The 18,611-nt window shown below is 60.9% G+C and carries 19 protein-coding genes and 6 pseudogenes; 6 read left to right on the top strand and 19 right to left on the bottom strand.

The genetic code is table 11. From position 1 onward, the window contains the following. Positions 1 to 36 precede the first annotated feature (36 nt). From KB879_RS40685 to KB879_RS38050, 11 genes and pseudogenes are all read right to left on the bottom strand, one after another. A pseudogene (locus KB879_RS40685) lies at positions 37 to 237 on the bottom strand (NADPH:quinone reductase); the annotation flags it as partial. Between the two features lie 630 nt (positions 238 to 867). Continuing rightward, on the bottom strand, positions 868 to 1,860 hold the full coding sequence (locus KB879_RS38095; RefSeq protein ID WP_211983047.1) for a tripartite tricarboxylate transporter substrate binding protein: 993 nt from the start codon (positions 1,858 to 1,860) through the stop codon (positions 868 to 870). A gap of 223 nt (positions 1,861 to 2,083) precedes the next feature. Beyond that, on the bottom strand, positions 2,084 to 3,151 hold the full coding sequence (locus KB879_RS38090; protein WP_211983045.1) for a 3-keto-5-aminohexanoate cleavage protein: 1,068 nt from the start codon (positions 3,149 to 3,151) through the stop codon (positions 2,084 to 2,086). A gap of 77 nt (positions 3,152 to 3,228) precedes the next feature. Next, a complete protein-coding gene (locus KB879_RS38085; protein ID WP_211983043.1) occupies positions 3,229 to 4,209 on the bottom strand; it encodes a quinone oxidoreductase in 981 nt (326 codons plus the stop codon). 633 nt (positions 4,210 to 4,842) lie between these two features. Next, positions 4,843 to 6,006 (bottom strand): porin, encoded by a 1,164-nt coding sequence (locus KB879_RS38080; protein ID WP_211984578.1) that lies wholly within the window; start codon positions 6,004 to 6,006, stop codon positions 4,843 to 4,845. A 623-nt stretch (positions 6,007 to 6,629) separates the two neighbouring features. Further along, entirely contained in the window at positions 6,630 to 7,640 is a 1,011-nt protein-coding gene (locus tag KB879_RS38075; RefSeq protein WP_211983040.1) for a tripartite tricarboxylate transporter substrate binding protein, read from the bottom strand. Positions 7,641 to 7,926: 286 nt separating this feature from the next. Further along, positions 7,927 to 8,406: a carboxymuconolactone decarboxylase family protein gene (locus tag KB879_RS38070; protein ID WP_211983039.1), complete on the bottom strand. Its 480-nt coding sequence runs from the start codon at positions 8,404 to 8,406 to the stop codon at positions 7,927 to 7,929. Continuing rightward, positions 8,403 to 8,993 carry an alpha/beta hydrolase gene (locus tag KB879_RS38065; protein WP_211983036.1) on the bottom strand — a complete coding sequence of 197 codons (591 nt, stop codon included), beginning with the start codon at positions 8,991 to 8,993 and terminating at the stop codon, positions 8,403 to 8,405. Before KB879_RS38065 ends, KB879_RS38070 begins: the two co-directional genes overlap by 4 nt. Next, complete coding sequence (locus KB879_RS38060) at positions 8,990 to 10,054, bottom strand: 3-keto-5-aminohexanoate cleavage protein (protein WP_211983034.1); 1,065 nt, start codon at positions 10,052 to 10,054, stop codon at positions 8,990 to 8,992. Before KB879_RS38060 ends, KB879_RS38065 begins: the two co-directional genes overlap by 4 nt. 164 nt (positions 10,055 to 10,218) lie before the next feature. Next, positions 10,219 to 10,479 (bottom strand): annotated as a pseudogene (locus KB879_RS38055) (cupin domain-containing protein); the annotation flags it as partial. Then, a pseudogene (locus KB879_RS38050) lies at positions 10,479 to 10,942 on the bottom strand (ISKra4 family transposase); the annotation flags it as partial. The pseudogenes KB879_RS38050 and KB879_RS38055, both read right to left, overlap by 1 nt. Positions 10,943 to 10,944: 2 nt before the next feature. Here KB879_RS38050 and KB879_RS38045 point away from each other — a divergent pair. Next, positions 10,945 to 11,610, top strand: a pseudogene (locus KB879_RS38045) (IS630 family transposase); the annotation flags it as partial. Positions 11,611 to 11,659: 49 nt separating this feature from the next. On the opposite strand, the gene KB879_RS40680 reads toward KB879_RS38045, so the two are convergent. The 3 genes from KB879_RS40680 to KB879_RS38030 all read right to left on the bottom strand — a co-directional run bounded on the left by KB879_RS40680 (position 11,660) and on the right by KB879_RS38030 (position 12,679). After that, a complete protein-coding gene (locus KB879_RS40680; protein ID WP_371827441.1) occupies positions 11,660 to 11,956 on the bottom strand; it encodes a CcdB family protein in 297 nt (98 codons plus the stop codon). Further along, positions 11,922 to 12,164 (bottom strand): type II toxin-antitoxin system CcdA family antitoxin, encoded by a 243-nt coding sequence (locus KB879_RS38035; RefSeq protein ID WP_211983025.1) that lies wholly within the window; start codon positions 12,162 to 12,164, stop codon positions 11,922 to 11,924. Before KB879_RS38035 ends, KB879_RS40680 begins: the two co-directional genes overlap by 35 nt. A gap of 143 nt (positions 12,165 to 12,307) precedes the next feature. Then, positions 12,308 to 12,679, bottom strand: coding sequence for a helix-turn-helix domain-containing protein (locus KB879_RS38030; RefSeq protein ID WP_235205870.1), 372 nt, complete (start codon positions 12,677 to 12,679; stop codon positions 12,308 to 12,310). A 109-nt stretch (positions 12,680 to 12,788) separates the two neighbouring features. On the opposite strand from KB879_RS38030, the gene KB879_RS40675 reads away from it, so the two are divergent. Next, positions 12,789 to 13,139, top strand: a complete 351-nt coding sequence (locus tag KB879_RS40675; RefSeq protein ID WP_371827440.1) for a hypothetical protein — start codon at positions 12,789 to 12,791, stop codon at positions 13,137 to 13,139. Between the two features lie 45 nt (positions 13,140 to 13,184). Here the strand turns inward: KB879_RS40675 and KB879_RS38020 are convergent. From KB879_RS38020 to KB879_RS38005, 4 genes and pseudogenes are all read right to left on the bottom strand, one after another. Continuing rightward, positions 13,185 to 13,717, bottom strand: a pseudogene (locus tag KB879_RS38020) (IS6 family transposase); the annotation flags it as partial. Positions 13,718 to 13,881: 164 nt separating this feature from the next. Continuing rightward, a complete protein-coding gene (locus KB879_RS38015) occupies positions 13,882 to 14,430 on the bottom strand; it encodes a DUF1003 domain-containing protein (protein ID WP_211983021.1) in 549 nt (182 codons plus the stop codon). Between the two features lie 445 nt (positions 14,431 to 14,875). Further along, positions 14,876 to 15,184, bottom strand: a complete 309-nt coding sequence (locus KB879_RS38010) for a chaperone modulator CbpM (RefSeq protein WP_035823653.1) — start codon at positions 15,182 to 15,184, stop codon at positions 14,876 to 14,878. A gap of 3 nt (positions 15,185 to 15,187) precedes the next feature. Beyond that, on the bottom strand, positions 15,188 to 16,141 hold the full coding sequence (locus KB879_RS38005) for a DnaJ C-terminal domain-containing protein (RefSeq protein ID WP_153954516.1): 954 nt from the start codon (positions 16,139 to 16,141) through the stop codon (positions 15,188 to 15,190). Positions 16,142 to 16,301: 160 nt separating this feature from the next. Here KB879_RS38005 and KB879_RS38000 point away from each other — a divergent pair, with 160 nt between their 5' ends. The 4 genes and pseudogenes from KB879_RS38000 to KB879_RS40005 all read left to right on the top strand — a co-directional run. Beyond that, positions 16,302 to 16,736, top strand: coding sequence for an Hsp20/alpha crystallin family protein (locus tag KB879_RS38000; RefSeq protein WP_013958692.1), 435 nt, complete (start codon positions 16,302 to 16,304; stop codon positions 16,734 to 16,736). Positions 16,737 to 16,753: 17 nt separating this feature from the next. Continuing rightward, the gene (locus KB879_RS37995; protein WP_153954515.1) at positions 16,754 to 17,134 is read left to right on the top strand and encodes an Hsp20/alpha crystallin family protein; all 381 of its coding nucleotides are present in this window, start codon (positions 16,754 to 16,756) and stop codon (positions 17,132 to 17,134) included. Positions 17,135 to 17,256: 122 nt separating this feature from the next. After that, positions 17,257 to 17,517, top strand: coding sequence for a transcriptional regulator (locus tag KB879_RS37990; protein WP_153954514.1), 261 nt, complete (start codon positions 17,257 to 17,259; stop codon positions 17,515 to 17,517). A 261-nt stretch (positions 17,518 to 17,778) separates the two neighbouring features. Beyond that, positions 17,779 to 18,186 (top strand): annotated as a pseudogene (locus KB879_RS40005) (exo-beta-N-acetylmuramidase NamZ domain-containing protein); the annotation flags it as partial. 103 nt (positions 18,187 to 18,289) lie between these two features. Here KB879_RS40005 and KB879_RS37980 read toward each other — a convergent pair. Continuing rightward, positions 18,290 to 18,448, bottom strand: a complete 159-nt coding sequence (locus KB879_RS37980) for a hypothetical protein (protein WP_211984617.1) — start codon at positions 18,446 to 18,448, stop codon at positions 18,290 to 18,292. Positions 18,449 to 18,611 lie beyond the last annotated feature (163 nt).

Raw genomic sequence — 18,611 nt, 5'->3', positions numbered from 1 at the left:
AACTTTGTGATCGACGCCGTGCCCGATCGCGGCGATCACACCCGCACCATCGCTATTCGGAATGATGCGCGGGAATTCCATGCCACCATTCATGCGTCCGGCGCGTCGGTTTGCATCCGCCGGATTAACCGCCGACGCAGGGAGCCGCACGCGGAGTTCGCCGAGCGCCGGTTGCGGCGTTGGCAGATCGCCGAATGCCAATACCTCCTCCGCACGCCGTTGTTTCTCATACCACATCGCCTTCATTGGTGACCTTATCCGATTCCGCATAGAGAGTAACAAGCCGTTCTGCCGGCCCGGCTTCGAATCAATAGGGGATATCACCCGCGATGCCCGCGCGCTCACATTGGCGTCGCTTGCCGCAGCTACGCCCGTAGTATCGCAAATTGGTAAGTCCATGTCCTGGCCAACTATGCATGGCAGCGTGGAACGCCAGATACATAATCAGTGTGCGACTTTCTGGTTGATAAGTTCGACGCGCCGGGCGACTTGTCGTTTCGTAGCATGGCTGTTCATTGTTGTAATCTCCAACCTTGTGAAGCTCGGTTGCCACGAGGTCAAAGTGATGCCAGGGGACCAATGGAGATTCGACTGTCCCTTTGCACAGAACAGCCGCGCATTTGGACGACGAGCGCGGGCTCTCGCCCTTGCGGGGCGATTGCGCGTCGACCGTTCCCGAAGTTTTAATTTGCTACAAGCCTGCAGGGAAAGCAGATCGGATGACCGGACCGCTTCAAGATGCCCCGACAGGGTCGGTTGCTCCCACTGCGCAGCCCGACCACTGTCAGATCAACTGTCAAATCGCGTCTGGTCTCATACACGTCGCTACCAGCAAGCCGGCAGCACCGTGTTGCGCAGCATAGTTCGCTAGTCGATCTGGATCCCTGCATCGGTTGCGATCTTCGACCAGAGCTGCAGATCGCGGCTGACCATGTCGCGGAACTGCTCCGAGGTCTTCGCAGGTGGCGGCCCGAAGTTCATGGATTTCATCGTGGCTGCAAGATCAGGAGATTTCTGGACCTTGTTGATCTCATCGGCCAGCCTCTTCAAGATTGCCGGGTTGGTTCCCGCCGGTGCGAAAACGCCGAACCAGCCCACCGCGTCGAACTTGTAACCCTGTTCACCCATGGTTTTGACATCGGGAATCTGCGGTGCCCGCACATTACCCGCAATGGCAATGGCGCGAACCTTCCCGGAACGCAGGAAGGGGACTGGCGCGCCGGGATCGGTCCAGCCGATTTTCACGACACCTGAAGCGAGGTCAGTCAACAACTGATTCGAAGTCCGATATGGGACATGATCGGTCTTCATGCCGGTCTGCTTCTTGAGCCATTCCATCATCAGCTGCCCGGAAGACCCCGTAGACCAGGTGGCGTAGCCGTACTTGTCCGGATTCGCCTTCACGAACTGGATGAGCTCCGGCAAGTTGTGAACCGGCAGATCGTTGCTCACGAGCAGCACCACCCCACCCTCGGCCGTCTCGGCGATCGGCACTAGGCTCTTCTTCGGATCGTAGGGGATTGTCTTCAGTACGGCAGGGGCGATGACCATGTTCGATGCCGTAGTGTAAAGCAACGTGTACCCGTCGGCGGGTGCCTTGACGACAACGTTTGTCCCCACGACTCCACTGCCGCCCGGCCGGTTGTCAATAACGACCGGTTGCTTCAACGCTACCGATAGGCGTTGTGCCATCAGGCGTGCCAGGGCATCGGTTCCCGATCCTGCCGACGATGCTACGACCATCTGAATCGGGCGCGTGGGCCAAGCATCCTCCGCCCGCACCGACGCTGAAGCGCACAACGCCAGAAGCGATGCCGCACCCACCGTACCTGCAAACAGCTTTTGTATTCGATGTGCCATTGTCACCCTCCATATGATGTTCTGTTACCGATCGTTTAACCTGCGCTCCTTCCTCGTGCATCGCCCTGGCAGCACAGCAACGCCAATGACGAGGCCACACAGCCCGATGCGGTAGTGCAACGCTCAGCGAAATAGGGGCTGCGTGAACCGTTGGAAGAACTGCATGAGTCGAGGGCGGGGCGAGCCCCCGGCTCCTGCTCGCGCCAGAATTCGTTGGCTAACTTCAGCTGCGCGTATTCTCGAACTTGCGCAGGAAGCCCTGGTGGCCGCCATTTCGGTTGGGCGAGAAACCATTGGCCTGAAGCGTGTCTTCGACAGTGTCGTAGAAGACGCCAAGCTTCAGGATCTCGCGCGTCTGCTGCGCTGTCGCAATCGGGCGACCGAATTCGCCGGCGATGCGCACCAGCTGCTTGATCTGCTCGACCGAGCTCATCTTGCCCGTGCGGGTCTGGTTCCAGAGCACATCCTCGATGCCGCAACGGACATGCAGACCCATGGCCATGCCGATCATGTTGATGGGCAGCACATTGAGTACCGAACTTTCCACCGTGACCACTGCGCCGTCAGGCACAGCACGCAGCAGGTTTGCCAGGTTGAAGATGTTCGCCTGATCCATGCCGCCGCTGATCGCCACCCAGTTCATCACCAGCGGGCCCTTGTAGACGCCGCGGCGAATCATCCGCTCGATCGTTTCGAAGCTGTTGATGTTGTAAACCTGGAACTCGCTCTGGATGCCGGCGGCCGTCAGGCGCCGGATATGTTCCTCGGCCCAGCTGGGATTCGAGGGTACGATCATGTCCTTGTACGTGTCGTAGAGATGCGGGAAGCCGCGCGACACACCCTTGAAGTCGTCCAGGCCAGCGTGCTCCGTCACGTTCATCTGCGTCGTGTTGACCGTCACCGTCACCTGGTCGGGTTTCGGATCGAGCTCGGCCAGCATATGCCGCGTGTCGTCGCTCAGCCATTTCGCGGCCTGCCCCTCTTCGGGCGCGAAGCTGATGGAGCCGCCCACCTGGATCACCATGTCGGGCACTGCTCTGCGCACTCCGGCGATCAGCTCGTTGAACATGGACAAACGCTTGCTTCCCTTGCCATCGGCTTCGCGCACATGCAAATGCAGCACTCTGGCGCCCGCTTCATAGCAATCCACCGCCTTCTGGATCTGCTCCTCCATGGTGACAGGGATATCTTCCGGGAAGTCCGAGGGAATCCAGCCCGGCGCATACGGAGCGGCGGTGATGATCAGCGGTTGCTGGTTCTCGGGGTACAGGTGGCCGTCAAGGAAGTTCATGGTGATGGGTCTCCAGGATGAATGTTGAATATTGAGAAAGTCGAACCGGATGAGAGGGTTTCCCGGCCGGGAAACTGTCAAATCACAAAAATGGATGATCCGGTGGTCTTGCGAGCCTCGAGGTCACGGTGTGCCTGTACGGCATCCTCCAGCGCATAGCGCTGATTGATCTCGATGTGGATGCGGCCAGCCGCCACGTGGCCGAACAGCTCGCCGACCAGTTCCGCCTTCTCGGCAGGATCGGCGATATAGTCGGCCAAGCCCGGGCGCGTCAGGAATAGCGAGCCTTTGCGGGCCAGAATTGCCGGATCGAAACCCGTGACCGGACCGGAGGCGAACCCCACGCAAACCAGCAGGCCGCGTCGCTTGAGGGAGTCGAGCGAGGCCATGAAGGTGTCCTTGCCCACGCTATCGAAGACCACGGACACGCCCACGCCATCCGTCAGTTCCCGCACGCGCTTGGCCACGTCCTCATGGCTGTAGTTGATCGTGTGATCGCAGCCATGGGCGCGCGCCACTTCCGCCTTTGCCTCGCTCGAGACCGTGCCGATCACCGTCAGGCCCAGCAGCTTCGCCCACTGCGAGACGATCAGGCCGACGCCGCCAGCTGCCGCATGCAGCAGAATCGTGTCGCCCGCCTTGAACGGGTAGATCCGGCGCATCAGGTAGGAGGCTGACAAGCCCCGCATGGTCATCGCCGCGGCAACTTCGCAACTGATTGCCGGCGGCAGCTTGATCAGCGGCGCGGCGGAGATTAGGCGTTCGGTGCTATAGGCGCCGAGCGTGTTGGTGAAGCCCGTATAGGTTACGCGGTCGCCGACCGCCAGGTGGGTAACGCCGGCCCCGACGGCCTCGATCAGGCCTGCGGCTTCGTTACCGATGCCGCTGGGCAGCGGGACCGGATAAGTACCGCTGCGGAAGTATGTGTCAGCAAAGTTCAGTCCTACGGCCACGTGACGGACGCGGACCTCTCCCGGGCCCGGCTCGCCAACAGCGGCGTCCTCGAAACGAAGGACCTCGGGCCCGCCCGTCTCGTAAATCCTAACGACTTTCGCCATGTCGCCTCCTGTCTTCTATCCAACATGAAAGTGCGCCCGCGGCTTGCACATCGAGCGCGCCGGAGGAACAACCTGTGCGGCGAATCATCAGGCCTGGTCCGACTTGCCGCTTTACCATGTATGTCTTGCACTTTCCCTTTAATGACAGGGACAGGTTAGCCGGGACACTCTCACGTTGGCGCCGGCAGCGTGCAAACGGTAAGCGCGAACTAACGGCTCATGCCGTTTTCGGACGGATGATGGATATCGGCGGACTCGGAGATTTAGCGTCGCGGGAAGAACCGAGGGGTGAGGGTCTTGCGGCACAGCGGCGCGGGCGGCCGTTGCTGTGTCGGACGGTCCGCAAGGGGCTGATTGCGGCACGCACGGAGCGCGGGGCGGCGGCTCTTACACATTTCCCAGACGAGTCCGCCCATTCCAGGGGTTATCCCTAGGTCATTACTGCCATGCCCGAGCGCGACACGCGTCCCCCGTCGGTACCCGCACGCAGGCGGCTGGACCATACGTTCCCCTACCGACGCTTCGCCGACCACCTCACGGTGGCCAGCGCACGGCTCGGGGCCGATGTGGTTCGCTTCCTTCATCGTAGTGGACTCGAACCACCTACTCCTTGCCTGTCTCCCGGCGGCGCACTCAGAACTTGTGGCGCACGCCCAGCGCGACCCCCAGCATGTTGGACTCGCCCCGGCCGAGGGTATAGCTGTTGCCCAGCGCAAGGCTGTTGGCGAAGCCGTTGGCCAGCGAATCCAGTCCCAGCCCTGCATTTTTCGAATAGGCCGCCGTCAGGTAGACATCGGTGCGCTTCGAGAACGAGTAGGTGCCGATCAGGTTGATCTGCCAGGGATTGGGTATCGATTGGTTGCCGAACAGGTTTTTGATATTGTCGTAGGCAAACTCCGCGATCAAGCCCAGGGCCGACGTGAACTGATATTGCCCGCCGATCCAGTAGTAGTCGTCGCGCTTGACCATGCTGCCGTTCGCTCCCCGGTTCTGACCCCAGCGATAACCGCCCATGATTTTGGCATTGCCAAAGGCATAGCTCCCTGCAATTGCCGCGTTCTTGAAGGTACCGGTGTCGCTGCCAAATGTCGGGTTGAACTGGTCGTAGCCTGCCGAGATGCCGATGCCACCGGCGATAAAGGACAGGCCCGCGCCATAACCAGTGTCCCGACGGAACTGACCAGGCACCTCACCGTTACCGCCACCGGCAACCAGCAACGGGCTCGTCTGTGGCAAAGCCAGACCGACGCCGAATGACCAGTGCAACGATGCGGTCAGCGGACCGAATGCACCCTTGTATTTGACCGTGTTGTCTTCACGATAGTTAGGTCCCAGCAGCGAAGCGCTCGGCTCATAAGAAGTGGCGTAGAGCGCCGGCACGAAGTTCGACATCGTGTCGAACAGCGACGTGTACTGCCGGCCAAAGGCCACCTGTCCATAGTTCTTACTCGCAAGGCCGACGTACGCCGAGCGACCGAACAGCCGGCCGCCCTGCTGCGAGGTGCCAGCGTCCTGATTGTAGCCGCCTTCCAGCACGAATAGCGACGACAACCCACTACCGAGGTCTTCCGTACCTCGCAAGCCCCAACGCGAGCCGGACAAGCCGCCCGAGTTCATCCGGTAGACCTTATTGCCTATGCCGGGATTGTAGCCATTGGCCGGTGCGGGCGCCACGCCCACGTGGTTGGCAAACTCCAGGTCGGCGTCGGCAACGCCGTACAGGGTGACGCTGGTCTGAGCCAGCGCCGTACCGCATCCTGCGCCGAGCATGACCAGGACCAGTCCCGTCTTCTTCATCTTCGCGGCGAGGTCGTTGCTGCCTAGCCGAACTGGCTGAGACGTTCGATCAAACCCTATGGCATTGCTGTTGCTATTGCCCAACTTTGTTCTCCTCGGTCTTTGTATTGGTGAGCATCGGACGATGCGCTCACATGGACTTCCAGTCATCCGCCGGTGATATAAGCAACCAGCACTGCCATGTCAGGAAGGTGCCTCTTCGATCGGCAGCCGGAGGGGCAGCCTGCTCTCCGGGCCATGATGCCGGGCGGTCCCAAAAGCTCTCCTTTGATCGCCCGATCGTCGAATCTCCACTCTTGCGCTTTTTGACACGCGTCGGTGCGCGTCACCCAACGATGACACTGCTGGCACCGCCGCCGCCACCGCCACCGCCAGCGCTTTGATGTGCCTGCCCGCCGCAGATGCAAAAAGCAATGCCGTCCCTTTGAGGTCCTCGTCGTAGCCAAGTCGTCGCAGCGGCAGGTGGCTGGCGACATTGTCGGCGCCCCACTCGCCGAGTACACCCTTAGAACCTTGTCAGCGATCATGACGGCCTGGCGAAGGGCTTTCCGGCGCCCTGATTCACGGCGTCCTTCTCTCAAAGATCGACGCCTCACGAATGCCAGAAAGGTCCGCCAAAACGCTTACTGAGGCTTATAGCCCACCGCTTGCAGCACTTCGCCCGTTGTTTTGTAGTCCTTTTTCAAGCTCATGGACAATTCCTCGGGAGTGCGCGGATTTTTGGAAGTCACACTCAGACCTAGCGAGGAGAGCCGTTCGCCGATCTCTGGCGTATTTAACGCTTTCAAAACTTCGCTCCGGATACGTTGCTGGATCGCATCCGGAACACCAGGGAGCGTCCACAGTCCCATCCAGGAGGTCCGTGTCATCGCGTCATACCCCAATTCGGCGAAAGTCGGGACATCTGGCATCAATTCGGAGCGCTTGGGCGAGCTGACGGCGAATAGCCTGAGTTTTCCCGCTTTGATCAATGGCACGGAAGTCAATGGCACATCCATCTGAAACTGGACGTTCCCCGCCATAACATCCACCAATCCGGGAGTGGACCCATTGTATTGGATGATATTCATATCGAGCCCCGCCAGTTGGTTCAATTGAAGTCCGAGTATGTGCGATATCGTTCCCGGCGAGAACGACCCAATATTGATCCTCCCCTTGTTGGCCTTCACATAGGTAACTAACTCCTGAAAGTTTTTGGGTGGCAGGTTGAAGTTGCCCACTAGCATCGCGCCCATGCTTCCCAGTTCGACCAGCGGCCGAATCGCTGTGAACGGATCGTACTTAGGCTTGAACGTGTAGGGCAGCTCGGAAACCAGACTACTGATGGACAGCAGGTAGGTGTGTCCGTCTGCAGGCGCTCTCAAAAAAGTTTCCATGGCCACGGCACCACCCGCCCCTGGCTTGGGTTCCACGACGACGGGTTGCCCCAAACTCTTGGTCAAGGAGTCGGCCACTATTCGCGCCAGAATATCCGCCGTCGCTCCCGGCGTGCCAACGGCGATGATGCGAATGGGGCGATCTGCCAGAGGCTGGCCCACAGCGATCGACGTCGAAGCCGCAAACAATCCGGCCATCGCGGCGCGCACAAGACTACGGCGAACAGTATTCAGTGTCTTTTTGTCAGGAAGAGTCATCGTGTCCTTTCAAATATCCAGTGAGGTAATTCAGTAACCGATCCACGAGCCCCGACGCTTGGAATTCAGCGATCCAGGTTCCAGCGGCAATCCTCTTCGAGAGAGGATGCCAATGGCACAGGCCAGCTACCCGCGACGGGGACCTCGCCGCTTCCCGGGCTTGCGTTTGGGTGCCATGCCAAAATGGCCCGCGTTTCATCAATCGTCTTGTACTGCACGCCAACCTTTTAGATCTCCCGCGCTTCCTTGCCGCTGGCCCAACTCGTTGGCGATGCGCGCGAGTTGTTCAACCTGCTGAACCGAGGTCATGCGGCTCCCCTGCTGGTCGATGCACGTGTTGCTGGTGGTTTTCAAGGCAGTCTCCTGAGAGGGTAGAACGAGGTTCATGCCGCTCGTTGGCCGTGGCCTGGCGCTCGCGCAGCTCCTGCTGCAGCAGGGGCGCCGCCAGGCTCATGGTGTGCAACCCCAGCGTGGAGGTGAGCTGCAGCACGGCCACGATTTCGTCGGCACTCACGCCGAGATCGAGCGCTCGGCGAATGTGGCGTCGCGTGCCGGGCGCGAACATGTGGGTCACAGACGCGTCGATCGCGATGCAGACCAGCTCGAAGGTCCGCGAGTCGAGCGCGGGGGAGTTCAGCGGAAAGCTGACCATGCGCATGAACTGCTCGGTCCAGTCCGGCGCCAGAGACGCCATGGCGTCCCAATCGGGATTCCAGTGGCCTTGCGCGCGCAAGGCATCACAAGTGGGCGTTTGGCTTGGGCTCATGCGAGGACTCCCGACTCATCTCGGCTTTGGGCCAGCCTGCGAATCAGCGCGTATGCTGCGGGCCATGGCCCATAGCCCGACGCTGGGTTCAGATGCCCGACCTCGCCCAAGTCGACCAGCTCCGCGCCCCAGCCGTACGCCATGTCCGCCACCCTTGCAAACTCTCCCAGCGGATCGTCGCGGCTCGCCGCCACGATGCAGTGGAAAGGTAGCGGACCCTTCGGCATAGGTGCCCAGCCTGCTTCGGCGAAAGCCGACAGCGCAGGGAATTCGGGCGGCAGAGGCTGCTCCAGGTCCGGCGGCGTCGCCAGCAGGGCGCCGAGGATCTTCCGGCCGGTGCGGCGCGCCCAGTGCGCTGTCGCAATGCATCCGCCACTGTGCGCCACGATGATGACCGGCGCCGGCGCAGCCAGTACGGCGGCGTCGATCGCCGCGACCCGCGCATTCAGGTCGATGTTGGTGTGCCCCAGCGCAGGGAGCGAGCGCACGTTGGGCAGTTCGCCGGCCAGCAGCGCCTGCCAGTGCGCCGGTGTTTCCTCGCGCAGCCCCGGCACCGTGACAACGGTCACTTCATGAAGGTCTTTCATGCCGCCACCTTGCGTTCCGCCAGTGCCGGCCTGGTCGGACGACGTGCGGTGGGATAACGCAACTCGGCGAGCGTCTGCTCGGTCGTCTGGTACTGCGTGCCGATCTTGAAGATCGCGCGCGCCTCCTGAGCCGACGCGACGCCCCGTCCCAGTTCGTGCGAGATGCGCACCAGTTGTTCGATCTGCTTCACGCTGGACATCGTCGGCTCGCCGGTGGGGCCCCAGATCGTGTCCTCGATGCCGCAGCGCACGTGCAGGCCCATGGCGATCGCCATGGTGTTGATCGGCAGGGTGGCGCGCATCAGCGATTCCAGCGTGAGCGTCGACCCATCGGGGAGAAGGCGAATGAACTCCATCATGCTGTAGGGGTCCGGGTTGTCGAAGCCGCCGCTGAGCGCGACCCAGTTCACATTGAGCGGCCCCTTGTAGATGCCACGCCGGATCAGGCGCTCGAGGGTGACGAGCCCCGACTTCATGGTGATCTGGAAGTGCGGCTGGATGCCGTTGGCCGCCAGCTGGGCGAGGTGTTCGCGCAACCAGGCGGGCCCGGCCGGAACGATCATCTCCTCGTAGGCGTCGTAGACCGCCTTGCGCTCGAAAGAGGTTCCTGCGCAGTCCTCTGGGGTCATGATCTCCACCGTGTTCATCTGGCCGGTGTTGACCGCCACGGTGACCTGCTCGGGCGTCGGCTTCAGGCGCGCCAGCATGTGACGCGTCTCGTCGCTCAGCCACTCGGCGGGCGCGCCTTCCTCGACTGGTGCGAACGAGATCGAGCCGCCGACCTGGATGATCATGTCGGGCACCGCCTGCTTCAGGCGCGATAGCAGCTCGTTGAAGCGGTCAAGGTTCTTGCAGCCCGAACCATCGTCCTCGCGGGCATGGAAATGGAGCACGGTGGCGCCGGCGTTGTAGCAGTCCACCGCCTTTTGCACCTGCTCCTCGATCGTGACCGGGATGTCAGACGGAAAGTCGCCCGGCTCCCATTGCGGGCCGTACGGAGCAGCGGTGATGACAAGTTTTTCCTGGTTTTCGGGCAGCAGGGCCCCGTCGAGGAAATGCATGGTGTTCTCCTTTGTAGGTGCGGAGTCTGCGAAGGCAGATCGTGTCCGCGCTTGCAGATATGATGCGGCTCGCCGCCTCGGCAGAATTGATCCGTTGTCGCGTAGAATTGATAAGTAGTAACAGGCCAAAACTTTCGAAAATGCCCACCGACCAGAGGCCCCACCTCATCCGAAGCGCCAGCCACGAACACGGCCAGGAGCTTCGCGGGCTCGCTCTTGCTCGCATTGCGGCTCACAGGATGGCGTGAGCCAGGTTCCTCGAAGAACGCCTCCCCGACTTTGTAGATGCGTTCCGGCTCGTCGTTCACCTTGCTGGCGATGTTGCCAGCGACAACATATGCGTAAATGAACGCCGACTTGGCGTGGCTATGCGGCAATGAAGCGGCTCCTGGCGGATAGACGACTTCCACGGCAACGAGCGACTGGGAGCGTTAGAAACCTTGGGGTTCGGCTTCAGCAATTCGCCCCAGCCGCTCAGGAAACTCAGCCACTTCAGCGGGTAGCTCCTTCATACGCAGCCTGAAGGCTGTGAGTCGTTCCTTTAAGTCACAGTTGATGACGACACATCGAACCTGCGCCAGTAGGTGGGCTCCCCGCGGCGACCATCGCATCTGTTGCCGTATGCACATGCGTTGGTTAAGAATCTGATTGACCGCCGACTCAGCCATAGCTGTTGAGATCGGTCGGCCGTCGCGATGCCGCTTTCCATAGAAGATCGTCGAGCCGCCGTTGGCTTCAACATAGGCAAAGAGCTCGCGCGTCCGGAAATCTAGCTGCGAAAGACTTTCGGAGAACTTTGGCGCCTCCGGCAAAACGATACGGAAAATCAGCAAGATTTCCCGCAGTCGACTCTCAGTCTTCTGGATGTTAGCGTGCCAAGAAGCACCATGGACTTCGGGCTGTGGACACGACAGATTGTGGCCACGCTCATCGATGAGAAATTTGGTGTGAATCCGCAGGCCGTCGAGCGCTGGCAGCGTGAATCGTTTCCGGGCATTGCGGCTGCGGCCAAGCAAAGCGGTGCGGACATCTACTTCTGGGACGAATCAGGATTTCGAGCCGACGCGGTGCATGACAAGACCTGGGCGGTCAAAGGCGAGACACCGGTGATTGAGCGCCCCGGGCAGCGCCAATCGATTTCCGCCGCGTCCGCGGTGAACGCCAACGGTGCCTTCTGGTTTGCGACCTACAAAGGGGCCTTGAGCGCGGAGCTATTCATCGAATTGCTCAAGAAGATGATGAAGGGCCGCAACCGCCCAGTGCATCTGATCGTTGACGGACTGCCAGCACACAAGAAGGCCAATGTGTGCGAGTACATCGAATCGACCAAGGGAAAGCTCACGATGCATGTGCTGCCGGGTTACGCGCCCGACCCGAATCCCGACGAGTTCGTGTGGAGTCATCTCAAGCGAACTGGTGTGGCGCGCAATCCGTTGCGAGCGGGCGAGAAACTGGAAATCCGCGTTGAGCAGCATCTGCACGACGTGAAGAAGAACCGCCGGCTTGTGCGCTCATTCTTCGACGCCCCATCTGTCGCCTATATTTCGGACCGCTGAGTAGAAGGCACCCATCAAGCGGTCGATCGCCGTCACGAGGACGCCGCTTTCAACACGCAACGATCCGACTCGCTCGCCCATCGCTTGCTTGGGAACTGCTGCTATGAAAGGCGGATAGAACACGCAACGAATCCCCTGGAACTCGAAAGGCGGGATCAGGGGTGGTAGCCGAGGCCCCGGGATGCGAATTGGCCCTGATCAAAGGCACAACGACAGTTGTGCTCAAGCCGGCGAGAAATTCGCTCTGAACGTCAACGAGGAAAGGCGCGGGGCTGTGTCGTCCTTGTTCGCATAGACGTCGAATCGCGCCATCAGAACATCCGATGCTTAGCAAGTGGCAGCCCATGCTGCTCGACGAACTCATTTTGCGACGCGATGAAATCTGCGTTCTCCGCTGCCCAAAGGTTACCTCGCTCGACGCGGATCGCTTCGCGCATTGCCATCTCGAACACACGCGAGAAGTTCAATTCGAGGGCTTTGCCTTCTTCATTTAGGTCAGCGGGCAAAGTCACGTTCGCCGCTTTGCGCGGCCTAGCTTCTGTTGTTCGGCCCATAATCGCCTCCCTGCTGGCTATTATGCGCATAATAGCGCTGGGACAAGCGCCAACGAGGCTACCGGGCCATGGGATATCGGATGGCGGGAGGTGCGGAAACAGTATGACCGCTTCCACGCCACGGCGCCAGGCGACGCAACTAGCTAAGCATTCTGGTCCCACGCCACATCCTCGCCAATCTTGGCCGCATGGGCCGCTGCCTGTTCGAGCCAAGGCGCATGCGCCTTGGGAACGACCAGCATCGTCAAACCCAGTCCGTCCAATACACGCAGGGCATGCTCGAGATTGACCCCCTTGCCGTTCTCGAGCTTGGACAGCATGCCGATGGAGACACCGGAATGCCTGGCCGCCTGGTCAATAGGCATTCCTTTCCCTGCCCGGCTTGCTCGAATCCGGTCGCCCAGTTGGTGAATGGTGCGAATCGTCGCGCGCGACGGTGGAGTCGGATCAGGTAGTGACCGTGGCATGGGGGGCGTTTGTGCAGAAGGAAAGCCAGCGAGGAGGCGGTTTTCCATGTTGTTTCATAAACGTGAAATTATACTCTCACAATGGCGGCCGGGATGCCGGCAAAGATCCGCGCCTGCTAATAAGCACTTCGCAGAGGCCCGTAGCGGAGGGATGGCCATGGCCAAGTCACGCGGGGCACCGAAAAGGATCGCCAAGGAGATCACCCTGCGGCAGTTTCGCTACTTCGCCGCGGCCGGCTTCGGCGTGCTGACCGATATGGTGTACCGGCCGTGGTCGCTGGAGGGCAAGCAGATCGAGGCCAGGACCATCGCCGCGGCGGTGCCGGACATGGAGGTCGGCATGCTGTGGCAGGCGGGCCCCAAGCTCGACAAGCCGGCCGACGCGCTGCGCGAGTTCCTGATCCACGCTTGCGGAAGTCGAGCACGCTGTTCCAGGCCTGCGGGTGCGCGGGCCGGCCGACTGCCGAGGGCCACTGTGGCAGCCATGCCGGTAGTCAGCGCGAGCTGAAGGTAGGCAAGGGCTCTGTCAACTTGCCGACAGCCAGACAAGGCAATCACGGGTGGGCTGGTGGCTGTTCTCAGCCCGATTGTTCACGCGGGCGGTCGCCTTCACGAACACGTGCTTGACGCAGGCCAACTCCGGGATGTCGGCTTTCGCCGCCGGGTAGCTGCGCAGCTGATCGGTGACAATCTTGCGCGGCGCCGGGCAAGAGCACAGCACGCGCAGGAAGAAACGTTTAGCGGCAGCCTTGTCGCGCCGCTTCTGCAGCAGGATGTCGAGTTCGGCGCCATGTTCGTCGACCGCTCGCCATAGGGCGTAGGGCTCACCGCGCAGCTTCACGAACATCTCGTCCAGATGCCAAGTGCTGCCTGGCTTGCGCCGTGCGACCTTGGCGCGATGCGCGAAGCCGGCGCCGAACTTTTCGCACCAACGGCGAATGGTTTCGTAGGTCACGACGACACCGCCCTCGAACAGCAACTCCTCGATGTCGCGCAGACTCAGGTTGAAGCGAAAATACCAGCGCACCGCGCAGCTGATGATCGCCGCCGGAAACCGGTGGCCATGAAGAGCGATTTCTTCTTCATCGCCTCATCTTACCCGAGCGCTTCGCCAACTTGACAACGCCATTAATCGGTCTCAGTACACAATAGACCCCTTTCCTGACGGATTTGCCCCCCGCTTTTGGCTCACTCCCAGTACCTCACCAACACGAACGTCCACTTCAGCCTTGATGGGCAGGGTGTCGGCTTTATGGTTTTGAGTCTTTTTGCAAGAGCTTCTCGTGCAACTCGACGGTCAGCGTTTCGACACGCACAGTTAATTTTTGGGTAAGTTCGGTCAGTTCCGTATTCCGCTGCAGCAACTCCAGCAGTTGTGCCGCGTTCTGCGCGGCAATTGCCTGCCGCTGCTCGTTAGCGACAGCAAGGGCCTCCCTGTGTTGCGCGTCAGCCTCGGCGTGGGCGTTGTCTCGCGCTGCCTGTCGCGTCTGAGCAAGCAAGATGAGCGGCGCGGCATAGGCCGCTTGGAGACTGAATGCCAGATTAAGGAGAATGAATGGGTAAACGTCGAACCTGGTGAAACCGAGGGCGTTCACCCCAATCCAGATGGCGACGATTACCGTCTGTGCCCCTAAAAAAACGGGCGTCCCAAAAAAACGTGCGAAGGCTTCGGCCTTGAGCGCGAACCTGTCGTTGCCGAACGCCGGGGCAAGATGCGCGTGAGGCCGGTGGAAGCGAAAGTGATCAACGTTCGGAACGTCGAACGGAGCGGCATGGAAGCCGGAGTTCGGTGTTTTCATACATTCCCCAAGTAAGTAATCGTTCGAGACTAGTCCGCAGCGGCGTCTGCGGCACTATACCGAGGAAGAGACACTCAATGAACAACGGAAGCCTATCGTCAGCCCATTCCTCACCGAGGCAACGCGGCGTGGGAACGAACAGAGTGTACGAAACACCCCCAGACGATTTCACCAATCCGTTGCATCCACCAGTTGAATCCACAGCGGTCAGCGGTCATTCACGTACCCCAAACGGGCACCCCAACTTGAAGGCTGGCTGCAACGAGGTAGTAAAAATCGCCGCGTTGAAGTACGCAAGAGAGTGGCTCTGGCGGCGGACTCTGCGGGCGCGCGAGCAGCGCCGCCCCTTGTAGCGTTTACGCCCATCAGGGGCCAGGGGGGCACGAGTTGGCAGCAGACGGTTCGCCCAGGCTCAACGGCCCAGGCTTGCGCATCCATGTAGCGCTCAGCCCCGACTGGTACAGCGCAGCCGCGCTTGCAGATCATCCATTTCTTCCAGCAGGTCGGCCACCAGAGCAGCCAGTTCCGGTATGGCGTCAAAGTCACGCTCCAACTGACGCATGCGCCGCGCCCGTCGAAGGCTGGCACTGGAAAACCGCCAGACGCCAGCGACGCTTACCGCATTGGGAAATAGGCCCTCATTTACATGCTGCATGAGCCACTCTGACTCTACCTTGCAGGCTGCCGCCACTTGCTCCAGAGTCAGCCAAGCTTCATCCAACAGGCAGCCGATCAGAACGTCATCATCAGACATGGGTCAGGCTCTCCTATCCGGGCGCGGATTAAAAATCATTTCCCGCGCCATGGTTTCATAGAACTCCCGCGCTTTGGGGGTGTTTGCCGGCGGCAACACCACCTGGATGTCCAGCAGCAGATCGCCCGGTGGATTAGCGGGAATGCCCTTGCCGCGCACACGTAGCTCGCTGCCGCTCTGGGCGCCAGAGGGAATGCGCACCTTCAGTTCGCCCCCAGGTAAATTGATCGGCACCACCGCCCCCAGCGCCGCCTCCCATGGCGCCACCGGCAGGGTGAGGTGTAGATTGCGCCCCTTCACTTTCAGTCGGTCGTGTGGATTGAAATGCACCTCCAGAAAAAGATCCCCCGCCGGCGCGCCGCCCATCCCCGGCGCCCCCTGCCCGGCCAGACGGATGAGCTGACCTTCGCGCACGCCTTTGGGAATTTTCACACTGAGGGTCCGGCTCCTCAACTGCACCACGCCTTGGGCGTCCATGCTTGGCAAGCGCAGCGAAAGTTGGCGGGTGGCGCCGGTAAAGGCGTCTTCCAGGTCCAGCAGCACCTTGGCGTGGTGATCCACACCGCGTGACTGGAAGCTGCCACCGTGTGCATGGGAGCCGCGGTGTCTGCCCCCCACATGGCCAAACAGCTCGGCGAAGAAGTCGCTGAAATCGGCCTCTTCCTGGGGCGAGAAACCCCGACTGGAAAATTCGAAGCCGGTGTCCCAGTCCGGCGGCGGACGGAACTCCTGGCCGGGCTGATAGCCTCGCCCCAATTGATCGTACGCGGCGCGCTTGTCCGGGTCGGAGAGCACGGCGTAGGCCTCGTTGAGCTGCCTCATGCGCAGTTCGGCATCGGACTCCTTGGAAACGTCCGGATGGAACTTGCGCGCGAGCTTGCGGAACGCCTTCTTGATGTCCTCTGCCGTGGCATCGCGTGCCACCCTCAACGTCTTGTAGTAGTCATGGAACTCCATGCGTGTTCCCCTTTTCCGGTCTCGAGGGCTGCCCTTCTACTCGGAAGAATGATGTCGAATACCAGTCAAATCAAGACCTTGAAATCCGCAGGCGAAGCCGTACCATTGCAACCGGGGGCGTCCGAATATGGCGCCCACGCGAAAGCGAATGGAGGCAAACATGATGTATCGATCGTTGTTTCCCCGTGACATATTCTCAGAGCTGGAACGCCTACAGCGCGAGTGGCAGCAGCCATTCGAGCTGTCTCCCAGCATTCGCGGTCGGGTCAGTTTTCCGGCCATGAATGTAGGCGGCACACCCCACTCGGTGGAAATCTACGCCTTTGCCCCTGGCGTCGATCCGGCCAGCATCGACGTGCAGCTGGTGCAGAGCGTGCTGACCATTGTCGGCGAACGCAAGCCCGATCTTCCCGACAAGGACGAGCAAACCTCCGTGCATATCGATGAACGCTTCGCCGGCCGCTTCCGCCGTGTGGTGAGCCTACCAAGCGACGTGAATCCCAAGGCGGTGGAGGCCAGGTACCGCGACGGCGTGCTGCACATCAGCATCCAGCGCCTCGAGGCCGCGCAGCCGCGCCAAATCAGCATCCAGTGAGCGAGGAGGATCTGGCCATGAGCGAAAATACTGCTGTCACCAAGCAAGCCGAAACTGCCAGCCCTGAAGCAGCCCTGATGCCGCCGGTGAATGTGTACGAGGACGCCGCAGGCATTACCCTATACGCCGATCTGCCGGGTGTGCCCAAGGACAAGCTGGCCGTGCAGGTGCAAGGCGGTATCCTGACCATCAAGGGCGAAGTCGTCCTCGATCTGCCGGAGGGCATGGAAGCCAGTTACACGGAGGTTTCCCTGCCCCGTTACCGGCGCGTGTTCACGCTATCCAAGGAACTAGATGCCGAAAAGGTTGTCGCCGAGTTCAACCACGGCGTGCTCAAGCTACGCATCCCGAAAGCCGAACACACACAACCGAGCCGCATTGAGGTCAAGGTGGCGTGATGTAAGCCGAGCGGGCAGTGGGCATCACCCAATACTGCCCACACGTAGGAGGGCTGAAATGAAACTGGAATCGTTGAAAGAGAGTTCCGGTATTCGCCCCTTTGAACAGCGAGGGGCCAACGATGCGACTGATCGAACCGGATGAACAACAGGACTTTCTTGCGACCTTGCAGCGTAATGATCTGGCAGCAGATGATTTCGAACTCGTGGAGACGGATACGACTGACCCAAAAGGCGACGAGAACATCGGTTTACAGGGCTACGTCACGGTAACCAGACTATCGACACAAGTTACAAGGGAATACCCAATCGGCGATGAAACCGATTGGGTTCAGCATTTCAGGAAAGATCTCGAAGCCGGCATCTTCGATAAGTCGGGATGAGATCCTGCGTGCTATTGGGGCGGCGGGTGAAAGATGACTACCTGCCCGATTGGACGCCTGGAAACAGGCATGTCCGGACGATGCGCATGTATCTGGAGGAACAGATTCTCCTGCGAGATCCCTGTGGTCGGGTTCAAACGGTTGCTGCCGGTAGTGCCATTCAGATGGCTTCTTTGTTGCGGTGAAGGACGGCGTAGCCGGGATAAGAATCCACCCTTCTGCGTCACTCTGCTGCAAAGCGGCGGACGAACCATTGTTTCATATCCGCTTCCGCTCGTGCACGGCATGACGGTGGGCGAGCTGGCGCGGCTGTTCAACGATCGGCTAGGTATCGGCGCTGACTTGGTCGTGGTGCCGATGGCGCAATATCGACGGGCGATGCGGTATGGCGACACCGGGCTCGGCTGGGTGCCAATATCGCCCAACCTGCGGGACGCTGAGGCCCTGTCGCTGTATGCGGACGTGGGGCTGGTGGAAGGGGCCGAGGTCAGTGTCGGCCGCGGCACGGCCATGCCGTTCCGCGTGGTCGGTGCGCCCTGGATTGACGCTCAGGCGCTTGCGCGCGAGCTGAACGCGTTGGACACCGGCGCCATCTTCCGGCCGACGCGCTTCGTGCCAGCCGAGGGGCAGCATCGCGGCACGCTGTGCGCCGGCGTATCGATCCAGCGGAGCGATATCGGTCATCCACGGTTAGTACGGCGGCGCGCGGCTGCAACGTATCCGGGGCGCCCGCCTGCCAGGCGAGAGCCTGGGCCAGTGGCACGATCTGGTATCAGGTCTTCTCGAAGACGCGCAGATGCGCACGTAAGGTTTCGGTGCGCACCGTCATCGCATCCACGGCCTGTGCGGCGAACCGATGGTAGACGAGGACCGGTACGCTGCGCCCGGCAGGCTGCGCCGCGGCCTGCCTCGCGCACAACAGCGCCAGCAACAGGGCCGTGACCTGGGTGAAAGACGTTCTCATAGGCGTGCGGGGGGCTTTATCCATAGGAACATAGTGGACGGCGGTCCACCCCGGGGCGCTGACGGCCCTGTGTCTGTTGGACTACTATTACAGGCACAGTGCCTGATTCGGCGCGCAGCCTGGACTGCGC

The sequence above is a fragment of the Cupriavidus sp. KK10 genome, assembly GCF_018223725.1.
GTDB classification, from domain to species: domain Bacteria; phylum Pseudomonadota; class Gammaproteobacteria; order Burkholderiales; family Burkholderiaceae; genus Cupriavidus; species Cupriavidus necator.
This window is presented reverse-complemented; position numbering and strand designations above follow the sequence as displayed.